Source organism: Ktedonobacter racemifer DSM 44963 (genome assembly GCF_000178855.1).
GTDB classification, from domain to species: domain Bacteria; phylum Chloroflexota; class Ktedonobacteria; order Ktedonobacterales; family Ktedonobacteraceae; genus Ktedonobacter; species Ktedonobacter racemifer.
Window position 1 is genome coordinate 1464923 of sequence record NZ_ADVG01000001.1, and the last position, 14437, is coordinate 1479359.

The 14437-nt window shown below is 55.2% G+C and carries 11 protein-coding genes and 2 pseudogenes; 7 read left to right on the forward strand and 6 right to left on the reverse strand.

Annotated features, from left to right (window positions below):
* The first annotated feature begins 81 nt into the window (after positions 1 to 81).
* Positions 82 to 882, forward strand: a complete 801-nt coding sequence (locus KRAC_RS06435; protein WP_007905384.1) for an alpha/beta fold hydrolase — start codon at positions 82 to 84, stop codon at positions 880 to 882.
* A 208-nt stretch (positions 883 to 1090) separates the two neighbouring features.
* Positions 1091 to 1306 carry an MBL fold metallo-hydrolase gene (locus KRAC_RS06440; RefSeq protein WP_075164180.1) on the forward strand — a complete coding sequence of 72 codons (216 nt, stop codon included), beginning with the start codon at positions 1091 to 1093 and terminating at the stop codon, positions 1304 to 1306.
* A 247-nt stretch (positions 1307 to 1553) separates the two neighbouring features.
* Here the strand turns inward: KRAC_RS06440 and KRAC_RS78135 are convergent, their stop codons facing one another.
* The 6 genes and pseudogenes from KRAC_RS78135 to murJ all read right to left on the reverse strand — a co-directional run bounded on the left by KRAC_RS78135 (position 1554) and on the right by murJ (position 7254).
* Complete coding sequence (locus KRAC_RS78135; RefSeq protein WP_274532122.1) at positions 1554 to 1688, reverse strand: hypothetical protein; 135 nt, start codon at positions 1686 to 1688, stop codon at positions 1554 to 1556.
* 24 nt (positions 1689 to 1712) lie between these two features.
* Positions 1713 to 1961: pseudogene (locus KRAC_RS79000) on the reverse strand (hypothetical protein); the annotation flags it as partial.
* Positions 1948 to 2973 (reverse strand): annotated as a pseudogene (locus tag KRAC_RS60935) (RNA-guided endonuclease InsQ/TnpB family protein); the annotation flags it as partial. The pseudogenes KRAC_RS79000 and KRAC_RS60935, both read right to left, overlap by 14 nt.
* 35 nt (positions 2974 to 3008) lie before the next feature.
* Positions 3009 to 3611 carry an IS607 family transposase gene (locus KRAC_RS06450; RefSeq protein ID WP_007905388.1) on the reverse strand — a complete coding sequence of 201 codons (603 nt, stop codon included), beginning with the start codon at positions 3609 to 3611 and terminating at the stop codon, positions 3009 to 3011.
* Between the two features lie 63 nt (positions 3612 to 3674).
* Positions 3675 to 4706 (reverse strand): homoserine dehydrogenase, encoded by a 1032-nt coding sequence (locus KRAC_RS06455; protein ID WP_007905389.1) that lies wholly within the window; start codon positions 4704 to 4706, stop codon positions 3675 to 3677.
* Positions 4707 to 4812: 106 nt separating this feature from the next.
* Entirely contained in the window at positions 4813 to 7254 is a 2442-nt protein-coding gene (murJ, locus tag KRAC_RS06460) for a murein biosynthesis integral membrane protein MurJ (protein ID WP_007905390.1), read from the reverse strand.
* A gap of 693 nt (positions 7255 to 7947) precedes the next feature.
* Here murJ and KRAC_RS06465 point away from each other — a divergent pair.
* The 5 genes from KRAC_RS06465 (at position 7948) to KRAC_RS06485 (ending at position 14279) form a co-directional block, all read left to right on the forward strand.
* On the forward strand, positions 7948 to 8844 hold the full coding sequence (locus KRAC_RS06465; RefSeq protein WP_007905396.1) for an acyl-CoA desaturase: 897 nt from the start codon (positions 7948 to 7950) through the stop codon (positions 8842 to 8844).
* Between the two features lie 236 nt (positions 8845 to 9080).
* On the forward strand, positions 9081 to 10157 hold the full coding sequence (locus KRAC_RS06470; protein ID WP_007905397.1) for a mannose-1-phosphate guanylyltransferase: 1077 nt from the start codon (positions 9081 to 9083) through the stop codon (positions 10155 to 10157).
* 554 nt (positions 10158 to 10711) lie between these two features.
* Entirely contained in the window at positions 10712 to 11692 is a 981-nt protein-coding gene (locus tag KRAC_RS60940) for a glycosyltransferase family 2 protein (RefSeq protein ID WP_052568029.1), read from the forward strand.
* A 249-nt stretch (positions 11693 to 11941) separates the two neighbouring features.
* Positions 11942 to 13738 (forward strand): oligoendopeptidase F, encoded by a 1797-nt coding sequence (gene pepF, locus KRAC_RS06480; RefSeq protein ID WP_007905398.1) that lies wholly within the window; start codon positions 11942 to 11944, stop codon positions 13736 to 13738.
* 328 nt (positions 13739 to 14066) lie between these two features.
* On the forward strand, positions 14067 to 14279 hold the full coding sequence (locus KRAC_RS06485; protein WP_007905399.1) for a hypothetical protein: 213 nt from the start codon (positions 14067 to 14069) through the stop codon (positions 14277 to 14279).
* The last annotated feature ends 158 nt before the right edge of the window (positions 14280 to 14437 follow it).

The following is a 14437-nucleotide window of genomic DNA, read 5'->3' on the forward strand; positions in this document are numbered from 1 at the left end:
ATAGTTTTTCGTTTTCTATTGCTTGCTTGAGCAATTAATATCAGGCAAGAGAAATGGTTTCAACAGAAAGGATTACATTCCATGAGCACTTCATTTCCTGAGACACGCAAAGAGTCTTTCGCCGATGGTCTGACCATACGCTTTGACGAGCGAGCGAACAGCGGTCGTCCCATACTCATTTTGCATGGTGGTGGCGGTCCGCAGACCGTGGCGGGCATCGCTGCTGGGCTGGACAAGGCGCACACCCTAGTGCCGACCCATCCTGGCTTTGAAGGTGAGCCACGTCCGAAGTGGTTCGATAGTATTGATGATCTCGCCTTCGCCTATCTGGACCTCCTGGAACGGCTCAACCTGCGTGACGTCCTGGTCATTGGCTCCTCAGTCGGGGGCTGGATCGCCTCTGCGATGGCCTTGCGCGATACCACGCGGCGGCTTCGCGGTCTCGTGCTGATCAATGGCGTGGGGATTCAGGTAGAGGGGCATCCCGTTCCTGATGTCTCTACGTTGGCTCCCCAGGAGCTCGCGGCCCTCAGCTTCCATAATCCCGCAGCCTTCCGCATCGACCCGTCGACCATCACCCCGGAGCAGATTGCCACCAGGAAAGCCAATACCGAGACGCTCTATGTGTATGACCGCCAGAGGCTGGGCGGTGATCCCAAGCTCCAGCGTCGCCTCAGGTATGTGACCATCCCCGTGCTGGTGGCCTGGGGAGAGAGCGACCGCGTGGCAGACCTTGAATATGGTCGTGTCTATGCCCAATCGTTCCCCAACGCGCGCTTTGAACCGATCCCAGAAGCCGGTCACCTGCCACAGATCGAGCAGCCTGAGCGCCTGCTGACCCTTGTGCGGCACTTCGCGATCAGCATCAGAGCGACCCTGTAGGTTGCCGAAGCGACAGGAACCCCGCTGCCGCTCTCTCCCAGTTGTGAGGCGGGCGGCGAGCGGAAAACGAGGAGCCCCAGCGTGTTTTTATATGATGATAATAGCTTGCTCAAACAAGCAATAAAAAGATAGGACAACAGTTATGAAGACACTGACGATTACACGTATAGCCCATTCTACGGTGCTGATCGACTTCGACGGGTAACGCGTGTTGACTGATCCCTGGTTTTCGGAGCAAGAAGGCTTTTATCATGGTGAGCCATATGGAATTGAGCTGGTGGATCTGCCTCAACTCGCCGGCATCATCGTCAGCCACGAGCACTACGACCACTACGATATGCAGGCTTTCCAGGCTTACCCAGACAAGCAGGTACCTTTGACGGTGATCAGAGGTACAGCCGGGCCGGAGCAGGAACCAGTTTAATGAGTCTGGCCCAATTGAGGTGAATGATGAGCTTATCCTTCTAGCTTCTCCTATTTTTCGAGCTCGGGTTTATGATATTGTCGAGTTTATTGAAGATCTTATCACCTAAATTGGGCCAGACTCAGTTTAATGTTGGGATTTACACACAACCGTTCTCCGACACTTGGACAAATATGGACAAGCCACATTCACCCGGATCGGTTCCTGCTTCACCGAGGGCAGTTTCACTGAACCACCTTACGACGGATCAGCCAGAGCTGCCCTCTCCGACAGGCGTTTCACCCTTCCCGAGGAACTCCCGGTAGGGACCTGGCTGCCCGCTCAGATACAAGATCGCCAGCGCTGCCAGGTTCAGCGCGGCATTGAGGTCACGATCGATCACCAGCCCACAGGCCGGATGCTCGCAGACATAGATGCGCTCTGAAAGGTCTATCTCTTCTTTGATATGGTTGCAGCCAGAGCACAGTTTGGTGGAAGCAAACCAGCGATCTGCCCACAGCAGGTTTTCTCCTTGCCAGAACGTTTTGTAGCCCATTTGCCGCTTGAACTCGCCTAATCCGACATCGCTGATTGCCAGAGCCAGCTTGTGGTTCTGTGCGCATCCCTGCCACATTGAGATCTTCAAGCACGACCACGGCAGGACGCCTCTGGGCATCCAAGATGCAAGCCTGGCGCAGCAGTTTTTTCATCTGCTTGGCTTTGACCTTGTTCGCAATGGTTTTCGGCAGGGGCTCTTGGGGCGACTCCTTTTTTGATCGCTTGCCACGCTTTGGCTTCACCTTGGCTTTCGGCTCTGGCAACGTAGCAGCAATCTCAGCTTTGCGGATTTCACGTTCTTCTGGCGTCAGTTGGGCGCGGGTGAGCTGGCTTGTGCCTTTGTGGAGGGCATCCTCGCGCACATAAGCGACGCGGGCATACTTGCGCGCTACTTTTTGACGGGCTTTGGCGCGGTTCCTGCTCCCTTTCTGTTTCCGGGAGAGCCAGCGATGCAGCCGCTTGATCCGCTTGAGTTCGGATGTGAGGGCTTTGGGGTTGGCAATGGCACGCCCATCGGAGCATTGGGCCAGGGTTTTGATTCCGGTATCCACGCCGATCGGCGGACCAGCTGCCTGTGGGGGATCAGGCACCTGCTCACTCACCTGCACCGAGACAAACCAGCGCCCTGCCTTTTCACTGACCGTGGCCGAGAGCACAGCGACGCCGCCGGTAGGCAAATAGCCACACTCGTGCAGGCGCAGCCGTCCGAAGCGCGGCAGTTCAATGGCTTGCTCGTAAATATGAATACTGCCTGTCAGCCGGAAACTGCCCACTCCGTTCCGTTTGGTCTTGGGCTTGGGGAACCCCGGCTTGCCCCTCCACTTGCCTTCTTTCTTGAGGTCACAGCGGCGGAAAAAGTTCCTGTAGGCTTGATCTAGATCGCGTAACGCCTCCTGCGGCGCGGCTTTTGACACCTCGTACATCCAGGGAATCTCGGTTTGCTTGAGCGTGTTCAATTCCCGGTGCAGTTCCATCGCACTGATCCAGCGTTTCTCCTGTTGATAGACCTCTTGCTTGCGTCTGAGCCCCCAATTCCAGGACCAGCGCGCTGCGCCTGCATGCTGTTTGCAGAGGGTGATTTGTTGGTGATTGAGATCTAATTGCGTGCGATAGCCGCGTGTAATCAGCATCGATCCGGTCCTGCCTGCCTCTTAAGAACGCCTCATCAAACGCACTCCTCGGTCCGCTCCTCTTTCATGAGAGATTCCACGCACTGCTTGATGCGTTCGGCTCTGTGCCGAGAGCCGCGCCTGCCGTACATCCGGGCCGCCATACTGGTAATGAGGCTGACAACGTCATCGACGAGATCGTCCTGCGTCTCATGGGGAAAGATGGCTTCGATGCGGCGTCCCTGGGCTTGGAGCAGCGTTGTGAGATACCTCCACCCAAAACGGGTGCCACGATCGCGGTGTTCGACAAGAATGGTGCCAATACTTGGGTCGGCCAGCAGCTTGAGGAATTTCGGGCGGTTGTCGTTGAGGCCCGATGCAATTTCGACGACGTCTTTGGCCACTGGGTAGCCACGGGCCGCCGCGTAGTCGCGCAGGCGTTGCACCTGGCGCGCGAGATCGCTTTTTTGATCAGCAGAGGACACGCGCGCATACAAGGCGATGCGCCCCGTCTCTGGCTTCTCCGCCACCGGATCGCGCACGATCACCGTCCTTGTGGGCGTTTGGTAGGCATCGAGCGTCCCGGCTTTATACCACCGCCAGGCGGTTTTATAGGTGACTCCAGCTTTTTTGGCATACTGACTTAACTTCATGTCCATAGATTACCATGAAATATCCATATTAGTCAATGTATTCTAAATATATTTTTTACCCTATCAAATCTAGACGCCTGCGATAGCAAGAATATCCGCGAGCAATCCCTGGCCCGTCTCAATACTTCCCGCGCCGGGACCAATCACCGTCACAGAAGAGAGCGTCTCCGACTCCAGGGTAAGAGCATTCATCGCGCCCACAACGTGTGCCAGGGGGTCAATGAGAGGCAATTCAACCGGTTCCACGCGCGCCTCGACCTCGCCACCGCTCATACGCCGCACAGAGGCGATTAGCTTAATACGCTTCCCCGCCTCACTCGCATGCTGGACCTGCTCGCGGGTGACCCCTGTAATCCCCGTTCGCGCCACCTGCTCGGCTCCTAAAGGCTGCTGGAAGAGCAGTGTGGAGAGAATCATAGCCTTGGCTACGGCATCATAGCCCTCGACATCGGCGGTGGGATCGGCCTCAGCATAGCCGCGTGCCTGGGCATCCGCCAGCACCTCGGCATAGTCACGCCCCTCGGCCATCGCACTCAAAATATAATTGGTCGTCCCATTGACGATGCCACGTGCCGCGCTGATCTGCGCGCCCGCCATCCCCTCCAGGGCCGTGCTCAAGACTGGAGTCCCTGCCATAACCGTTGATTCCATGCGCAGCTGGACTCCATTCTGGCGCGCCAGTTGTAGCAGCTCAATCCCAGCCAGCGCAACTGGCCCCTTATTGGCCGTCACCACATGCTGCCCACGCGAGAGAGCCGCGCGAATATGGCTCAGCCCCGGCTCCCCGTCTCGCAGATTCGTGCCCGTCGCCTCTACCAGGATATCGCTCTTGAAGGCCTCGATTCCCGCCAGGGTGCTGGAAAAATATTGAGTATGCGCAAGCTCGGTCAGTGGGCGTCGCTGCTCCGCCAAGGCCAGCAAGCCTGCGATATCCAGGCCGTCCTCAGCATATATGCAACCAGCGCGCGCACTGGCGACACTCACCAGGCGAATATCGAGTCCCCGTTGCTCCTGGAGCCACTCACGTCTCGTCAACAGCAACCGGGCCAATCCCTTCCCCACCACACCAAAGCCCACTAGAGATACATCCACTCTTCTCATAGGTAATTCCTTCACATAACTTATTTCTGGGTAATAGTAAGATACAGTAGCCGCGTACGCAAGTAGCGGGCTACTGTATCTTACTATTACCCAGGCAGGCGCTAGACTAGATCCAGGAAAGCTTCAAGCGATCAAGCACACGTCGCACTGGGCCAAGCTCTTCAATACCCAACCTGCGTCCCACGCGTACGTAGACGAAGAGCGCTACGAAGCCAAACACGGCCAGTTTCGCCAGCGCGACAATTGTTCCCAGGAGACCCAGCGAGGGTGTCGCTGTCGTATCCAGCCAGGCCAGGAAGGGGATATGCCCCATCCATTTGAACACCAAGTTACTTATCACAAAATTGAGGACGAGCAGCGCGGCACCCATGGCGACCGAGGCCCCCAGCACCTTTCCTGTAAAGGCGCCAAAGTCACGCAGGTTGAAGCCACCAAGGCGCTGGTGCAAGAGCCAGAACAGGATAATAGCCTCTAACAAGCCCGCGAATGACGTCGAGAAGGCCAACACACCCAATCCCCAGGCAGTGGCACCGGATGACCCACCATTCGCGGCTACCGCGATGTTGATGAGCAGCAGCGCCAGAGCGATCTTGAAGATAAACTGACCAATACTCACAATGACTGGCGTCTTACTGTCACGTAAGGCGTAGAACGAGCGCGTCAGGATCTCTACAGCCGCCAGGCCCGCCAGGCCAAAGGCGAAGAAGGCCAATGGAATTGTCATGGTTTGTGCCGCTTGCAGGTCGAAGCGACCATGCTGCAAGAGCACCTGAATAATGGGGAAACCAATCACGATCAAGGCCACGCTTGAGGGAATCGACATATAGAGAATACCCCGTAGTGTCTCCATAATCGTGTTACGCACACGGTCCAGGCGCCCCTTCACAAAATTCTCAGCCAGCGTCGGGAAGGCCGCAGTCGCCACCGACATGCCAAAGACCCCCAATGGCAGGAGCATCAATTGCATCGATTGGTAGTACAACGAGATTAAGCCATCTGTGCCACCCCTGGCATTGGCCACGACAATACCTACCGCAAGCAGACCAATCAAGCTACGGTCTACAAAGGTGGTAAAGCTCAGCATCGAGGCGTTGACGATACGTGGCACCATCTGGCGCGCGATCTGAATAATGCTCGGATTTCGCCAGTCAAGCGATTTAGGAGAGTACTGCATACCCACCTTAAAGATGGCTGGCACTTGAATGCCTACCTGCAAGATCGCACCAATAACAACGCCCCAGGTCGCACAATAAATGGCGAAGGTATCGTTGCGCTTCCCCAGGAAGGCCAGGAGTAAACCAGGCAGCAGACCGGCGATCAATCCCACGTTATACAATACTGTACCAATCGCGGGGATACGGAAGTTCTGGCGTGCATTCAAGACCGAGGTTGTAATCACGCCCGCCCCAAGCGCAATCGATTGCAGGAGCATGATACGCGTCAACGAGGTAATCAGGGCAAGGTGCGCGGCATCCCCCTGGTTGTACAGCGGCACCAGACCTGGAGCAAAAAGGATAGCGAGACCAGCCAGAATTACCATGCCCAGAATGGCCAGGTTCAGAGCCGAGCTAGCAATATGCCATGCTGTCTTCTCATCATTCTCCGCGACCATATGCTTGGTAAACACGGGGATAAAAGCCGAGCTCAGAGCGCCACCCGCGACAACATTAAAGATTAAGTCCGGGATAAGAAAGGCCTGCAGGTAAGCGTCTGAGACGTTGCTCGCGCCAAACACAAACGCGAACATAGAAGTACGCAGGAGACCCAGTACACGACTGCCCACAAAAGCGACGGTCAGGATCATCGTCGCGCGCCCAATGGCCGCCTTCTGGATCATTCCCGTATCTTGTGCCGAAGTGCCCGCTGTCTTCAGCTTCTGTGAGATCCCCAATAGCCCACTCTTCCGCCCGGTCTCCTCACGTCCAGGAAGCGAGAGCGGAGAGTGTGGAGGCGCCACGGGGCCAGCCTGAACGGACGAATAGTTATTCCCCGAAGGAAGCGGCGCATCAGGGAAGGAGGGCTTACTGCCCGGTATCAATGGAGGAGTAGGCCTGGAGGGGCTTCTACGCCAGGGAATAATAGTTGTGACATCAGCCTTCATACGCCTCTGCTGGCGCCGCATGCGCTCTTCACGCAACTGCTGCAAACGCTCCTGGCGCAACTGAGCAATAGGCTGCGAGGGCTGTGGGGCATCAAAATACTGATACTCCATACCCTGACCATAGCTCAAAGTGGAGCCCATATCCACGTACTGCTCCTGGTATGGCCCGGGAGGTGGATAGGCACCTGGTGGCTGCTGTAAACTATGCGGGATATATGCCTGTGGCGACGGTTGGGGCTCGGGATAAGTTGGTATCCCTCCCTGGGACGGTGGCAGACCACCCTGCGATGGCGGGGCGAACTGGCGCGGAGGCAAGGGTGCCGCCGGTGGCCTGGGTCCCGCAATCTCAGTGTTGTCCTGGTCGTACTGCCACCCATAAAACCCATTCCCCTGCTGCTCAGACGATCCCTGCACTGGTTGTGATGGTTGCTGTCCTTGATTTTCCACAGTCGTTAAACTCTACAATTATTATTAGCTTCGATTTCGAGCTCTATCTGTATCTCTACGGGTGTTTCCTACCATGTATTATTGTACAGTATTGTTGGTTCAGCATACCACACTCACCACTTTCTGACTACTCTGATGAGACAAGATACTTATACGCCTGGTCCATTATAACCATGCCAGGCTCTGAGCCTGGGCAAAACTGATATGACACAACACCTGCACCATAGAGAGGCTGACAGCCATCAAGCCAAGCACCGCTGGAATGGAGATGAAAAGCACGCTCTAAAGCGCCTCCAGTTTCAACCCAGCGAACAGCCTTTTCGGGTGTCTACAACCCTTCGCAGGGATATGGGATGGTGGCGTGGAAATGCCACCATCCCATATCCCTGCGAGCCACGTAGTGGCGAGAAGTCCTGAATGGCTACAAGCAAGATATGCACAGATGATACAGAATCGCCAAATATTACATACTTAACAGAATAAGAAATTAAACTTTTTACTAAATAAAAACCGATTAGCTATGCACATACATGCAAAACAAGTTTAAAGCATATTTAGCGAAATGGCCAAAAATACTCAAACTCGTGAAACAAAAATGAAACCTCCCCACTCCAAAGAATCAGTAGCATTTTAGTTAGTGGAAGAAATTATAAATCGCTCTCCTGATCGGATGAGTTTTACCTGGAGGTTTTTTTGAAGACAAGTCTTGCTTATAAAAGCATAGTTCTCCTGGCGGTTGTTGGACCTCTCGTCGCTACCATATACGCGATTGCCACGCTCTGGCAAAAGGCCATTAACGCGACGGATCTCACCCTTCTCCTCGTTATGTATTCCCTTGTCGCCCTTGGCGTCACCGTCGGCTTCCATCGTATGCTCACACATCGCAGCTTCGCCGCTCATCCGGTTGTCAAGTTCCTTCTCCTGGTACTCGGCTCTATGGCCCTGGAAGGTCCCGCGCTGGAGTGGGCCGCAACCCATATTAAACATCACTCTTATTCAGATAAAGAGGGCGATCCCCATAGCCCTGTAGAAGGCTTCTTCCACGCTCATATCGGCTGGCTCTTTAAGGATCGCATGGCCGATCCCAATCAGTACGCCAAACACCTGCAAAAAGATCCGATTGTGGTTTTTGTTAGCAAGACTTTCCTGCTCTGGGTCGCACTCAGCCTGATTATCCCCTTTGCCATTGGTGGCTGGTCCGGCCTGCTCTGGGCTGGCCTGGTCCGCATCTTCCTGACCCACCACGTCACCTGGAGCGTCAACTCGGTCTGCCACATCTTTGGTCGCCGCGACTATGAAACCAACGACCAGAGCCGCAACGAGTGGGTCGTAGGCCTGCTCAGCTTCGGCGAGGGCTGGCACAATAACCATCATGCCTTCCCTCGCTCGGCCTTCCACGGCCTGCGCTGGTGGCAGATTGATGGCTCCGGCTACCTGATCTGGTCCCTGGAGAAACTGGGCCTGGCAAAGGATGTCTATCGCATCAGCTCCGATCAGATGCAGAAACGCCAGGATCGCGCTGCCAGCGCCTCTGCCGCGCCTGCTCAGACCGTAACAGTCGAGCGCACGCCCGTTGGCGCACAGCGCTAAAACCGGGTACCAACTCATTCTTTCCTACCAGGCAATCAGCCCCTTTAAGCTGAAGCCTGGTAGTTTTTTTCCGACGATTTTCCTCCACGCACATATTACAGAGAAAAAAGCCTAGCTATTTGACAGAAACCTATCAACATCGCTACAATCAATTCGTATTTACATATGAGGTTGAACGCTTTTTATTAAAGCCACCTATAGAGAAAATGAAGCATGCGAGGAGGCGACCCCTTTCCATGAAACACTTTTATGCCATCATCCTGGCTGGCGGCAGTGGCACACGTCTCTGGCCACTCAGCACACCAAGTTTCCCTAAGCAGTTTTTGCCACTACCAACTGGCAATAGCATGATCCAGGAGACGCTCCTGCGTGTTGCCCCTCTGGCCCCCGCGGACCAGACCTGGGTCGTCACAGGGAAACATATGGCCCCACTCGTAGAGGAACACCTACCTACAGTTCCCTCGAACCAGATCTTGAAGGAGCCCATGGGACGCGGATCTGCCGCCGCCATCGCCTGGGCAGCCGCCGCTATCGCGCATAAAGATCCCGAAGCCATCCTTGGCATCTTTAGCGCCGACCATGTCATCGCCAATGTACCAACCTTCCGTCAGACCCTGCAACTGGCCTGTGAACTGGCGGAACAGGATCGCCTCGTGACCATTGGCATCAAGCCAACAAGCCCGGAGACTGGCTTTGGCTATATCCGCTTCGCGGATGCCGTCAGCGAAGGCCATGGACACCAGGCCTGCCGCGCCGAGAAATTTGTGGAGAAACCCAATCGCGAGACGGCTGAGAGCTATCTGCGCGACGGCCATTATGTCTGGAACGCAGGCATCTTCATCTGGAAAGCCTCGGCCTTCCTGGCTGAGATGCAAGAACACCTCCCCGACAGCGCCCAGAAAATCGATACCATCGTCAATGCCCCCACCGACCAGCAGTCCCAGCTCCTCGAGGAGCTCTGGCCCACGCTCGAAAACATTACCGTCGATTACGCGGTCCTCGAAAAAACCAGTAACCTGGTAGTAATACCCGCCAACCTGGGCTGGGGCGATGTGGGCAACTGGGAGCAGTATGGCGCCCTCTTTCCCGCCGACGCCCAGGGAGTCCACGCCGTTGGCAACCACACAGGCTTTGGCAGCCAGAACGTAGTCATCTTCAATAACACTGGGCGTCGCATCTACACCATAGGCCTGGAAGATGTAATCGTTGTAGAAATGGACGACCTTACCATCATCTGTCACAAGAGCCTTGTCCAGCGCGTAAAAGAACTTGCGGAACATCACCGCAACCAGACAGGCCCCCTGCAATCCTAAGGCTAGAAACCTTACTTCATTTTCTGCTCGCGTGCGCTCCCGACATTGACACATTTTTGTCTCCCAATACCAGGAGCGCATTTTTACCTCCCCTCCTTTTCTCATCGTCCTACTGTGTATAAGTGAAGGTACACAAGCACAAATTTTATGTACAATTACGCTCCATTATGTTAGACTTGAGGGAGAACGTCCCACAAACTATCCAGGCTCCACGCTGGCATAGCGGACGCTCCCCTTATAGCAGGACAAGAACAAGATACAGGAGGACAGAGTGGTGTTGCTGAATATCTGGATGCTACCATCAGCGAGATTGTTGTCCTGGAGCAGCGCTTCCCCACAAACGTGCCACTAGCGCTTCACATGCTCATCTATCGTCTCTTCATCCACTGAGGCTGGACAGGTAAAGTACCTGAGAGACACTCAAACGACTCACCTCAACAGAAGCAATATTAGCTTGAGTAGAGAGTCGATCCCCGCGACAACAGTCTCGCGCTCAACCAGGAGCGGGAAGATGTGGATAGAGTTTTTACGTAGCTAAGGAAGGAATTTGAGATATGACTACTCGTCCTTATAGACATAGCATACCACCCGAGATTTTAGCCCTCTCACACGAACGCGATCAACTGCGGCGACGTGGTCAATATGCACGTGCAGACGAACTGAAACAGCAGCTTGAGGAAGCTGGCTACGCCGTAAAAGATAACCCGCGTGGAGCGCACCTGGTCATCCTGCCCAGTGTCGACATCGATGACAAGACCTACCGACTCACACGCCTGGTTCCCTCGCGCCTCGACGAGAAGGCGACCCGCGACTTCTCGATCATCGTTCTGGGCACCAACACACAAGACCAGACGCGCCGCTGCATCGAGAGCGTTCTGCGCCATGCTGGCGATACAGACCTCGAGATCCTGCTGGTCGACAACGCCTCCCAGGACGGCCTCGACCTCTGGGCAGATGCCAGCCGCTATAACGAGCCACGCCTGCGCCTCGTGCGTCCCTCGCGCCGCCTGGGGACGGCAGAGGCATACAATCTCGCCCTCAAACAGAGCTTGGGGCGCGATATCGTCCTGCTCTCCAGCCACGTTGAGCTGACTGGCGATATCTTTGCCCCGCTCGCGCGTACCCTCTCGGACCCCGACGTTGGTATCACCGGCACCCAGGGCTGGGTGACCGCGGACCTGCGCCACTTTGAAGAGAGCGAGGAACAAGAGGTCGAGGTCATTGACCTACAATGCCTGGCCTTCAGGCGCAGCCGACTCAAGGAGACCGGACTCTTCGATGAGCATTATCGCTATCCACACTACATGGATATCGACTTCAACTTTGCCATGCGCGACCTGGGCCTGGAGACGTGCGTCACACCAGACCTACCCCTCATGCGCCACGAGGAGATCGAAGAGACCTACTACTCAGATGACGAGCGCTCCCGCCTGAGCAAGCGTAATTTCTACCGCTTCCTCAGCAAATGGGGCGAGCGCGACGACCTGCTCCTCTACGATGAAGAGGACGACGAAGAAGACGACGACGAGGACTAGACCTGGATGTAGAAAGGTTGATTCCTCGTTCCCAGCCGACGCTGCTAAAGACACATGTCTACATATAGCATTATATGTAGACATGTGTCTTTAGCAGCGCGGGCACCACGCCTACTACTCCTTCATTCCCCTACCCATCCGGCTAACCATAAACGCCCAATTTATGGTACGATACAAGCACGTATAACCACAACATTTTGACCGCATTTGCCCACGTACTATGTAGCAGTAGTGAAAGGTAGTATAGCAGTGCAAACGTTCAAGAACCGCAACGAGATTCCGTCCGATTTTAAGTGGAATCTTGAGAGCATTTACGCCACAAATGAGGAGTGGGAGCAAGATTTTAAGCGCATCCAGGGCAACGTTTCAGAGTTGGCGGCCCTGCAAGGCACACTGGCCCTGAGTGGCGAGGCTCTCCTTCATGTGCTCAGAAAACGCGATGAGGTGGGTGAGGTCCTGGAGCGCCTCTACGTCTATACCTCGATGCGCCGCGACGAAGATACCACTAATAGCCTCTACCAGGGAATGGCCGACCGCGCTATGCAACTCTATGTACAGGTCGTGACCGCTATTTCCTACATCGAGCCTGAACTCCTGGCCCTGCCCCAGGATACCCTGGAGCGCTATATTAAAGAGGTCTCCGGCCTGGCCCTCTACCGTCATCAGTTGGATGATCTCAACCGCAAGCGCCCGCATATCCGCTCCGCCGAGGTCGAGGCCGTGCTCGCCGCCAGCGAAGAGATGGCCACCTCGCCCGATACCATCTTCTCCATGCTCGAAAACGCCGATATGAAGCTGCCCAAGATCCGCAATGAGCAGGGCGAAGAGGTTGAGCTGACCCAGGGCAACTACCTGGTCTTCGTGCGTAGCAAAGATCGCCGCGTGCGCAAGGAGGCCTTTGAAGGCCTGCACAACTCGTTCCTAAAGCAGCGCAATACCATTGCCGCGACCCTCTCGAGCCAGGTCAAGTCCGACGCCTTCTACACACGCCAGCGCAACTTCGAGAGCACCCGCCAGCGCGCACTCTCAGCCCACAATATTCCCGAAAGCGTCTACGACAACTTGATCCAGACGGTCCATGACCATATCCCCCTGATCAACCGCTATTTACAGTTGCGCAAGCGCGTCCTCAAACTCGATGAGATGCACATGTATGACCTGTACGTTCCCATCGTGGAGGAGCAGCAGGATAAGCTAACCTATCAGGAGGCCAGTGACATCATCGTCGAGGCTCTCTCCCCCCTGGGCAAACGCTATATCAGCGCGCTTAAGAAGGGCCTCTCCGAGCGCTGGATTGACGTCTACGAGACCCCCGGCAAACGCAGCGGCGCCTATAGCGGCGGCTCCTATAGCACCAATCCCTTTATCCTGCTCAACTTCCAGGAGAACCGCGACAGCATGTTCACCCTGGCGCACGAGCTAGGCCACTCGCTGCACTCCTACTTCACGCGTACCAATCAGCCCTATCAGTATGGCGACTATACCATCTTCGTCGCCGAGGTCGCCTCGACCCTCAACGAGGGCCTGTTGACGAACTACCTGCTCAAGCACACCAGCGATAAAGGCAAGCGCTTAGCAATCCTCAACCATGCCCTGGAGGACCTGCGCGGCACCCTCTATCGCCAGACCATGTTCGCCGAGTTCGAGAAGGAGATCCATAAACGCGCTGGCGAGGGCGAGCCCCTTACCGCCGATACCCTCAGCGCGCTCTACAAGCAGCTCAATGAGAAGTACTATGGCGGCGAGACCTTCGTCGATGACCTGATCGGCATCGAATGGGGACGCATCCCCCACTTCTATTCCAGCTTCTACGTCTACCAGTACGCGACGGGCATCTCGGCCTCGTCCGCCCTGGTCCAGAAGATCCTGCATGAGGGTCAGCCAGCGGTAGACCGCTACCTGAACTTCCTCAGTTCCGGCTCCTCTCAGTACAGCATCGACCTGCTCAAAAACGCGGGCGTCGACATGACTCAGCCCGAGCCAGTTCATCAGGCCTTCCAGCTCTTCGAATCCTACCTCTCACAAATAGAAGATCTATTGGGCTAATAAGCAACGTTCACCATCAAATGTGAAAGGCTGAGGTGCTCGCGACGTATGGGTTGCGAGCACCTCACCTTTTTGGTCAGATATGTGGTGATGTGTTGAGTGCTGGCAGCCTCCGGCTGCCAGCACTCAACACATCACCACATATATATTCACCTTTGCTATTCAAATTGCTCATTTTAAAGCGTTGTTAGTATCAACTATAGAGAGTTATGTAGAAACCACTGTTGATGGCAGTACACATACAACATCACCAGTATACTACTACGTATTTCTCGAATACGAGTGTTAGAGTACACACACGAGTGTGTTAAGAAAGGAAACTTTCATCATGGCTAAACACGAGAACTTCAATAGCAAAGAAGAGCAGCGCAAACAGGAGAAAAAGCAACAGCAACAGCAACAGCAACAGCAACAGCAACAGCAGAACGGCAACCGTTCCGAGGGCCAGCAGGAGCTGAAGAGCCGCCAGGGCAGCGCGCTCGAATGGGAGCAGCAGCAGGAAAAGGGCGAGTTCGGCCGCAACCGCGACCGCGAGCGCTAACATAACCTATTTCGGGTAGCACCGATTAAATTTCCTCATAAAGGAGAGAGGCCATGCCTGGCATGACCTCTCTCCTTGCATTTATTTAGGGTAAGGGGAATGTGCTGGTGGGCTGGCTCCGCCAGCCCACCAGCACATTCCCCTTACCCTATGCGAAG

Excerpts from the sequence above, each read along its gene's own strand:
- KRAC_RS06435 (WP_007905384.1), top strand. The coding sequence starts at position 82 with ATGAGCACTTCATTTCCTGAGACACGCAAAGAGTCTTTCGCCGATGGT.
- KRAC_RS06450 (WP_007905388.1), bottom strand. The coding sequence starts at position 3,611 with ATGGACATGAAGTTAAGTCAGTATGCCAAAAAAGCTGGAGTCACCTAT.
- KRAC_RS06455 (WP_007905389.1), bottom strand. The coding sequence starts at position 4,706 with ATGAGAAGAGTGGATGTATCTCTAGTGGGCTTTGGTGTGGTGGGGAAG.
- KRAC_RS06470 (WP_007905397.1), top strand. The coding sequence starts at position 9,081 with ATGAAACACTTTTATGCCATCATCCTGGCTGGCGGCAGTGGCACACGT.
- KRAC_RS60940 (WP_052568029.1), top strand. The coding sequence starts at position 10,712 with ATGACTACTCGTCCTTATAGACATAGCATACCACCCGAGATTTTAGCC.
- KRAC_RS06485 (WP_007905399.1), top strand. The coding sequence starts at position 14,067 with ATGGCTAAACACGAGAACTTCAATAGCAAAGAAGAGCAGCGCAAACAG.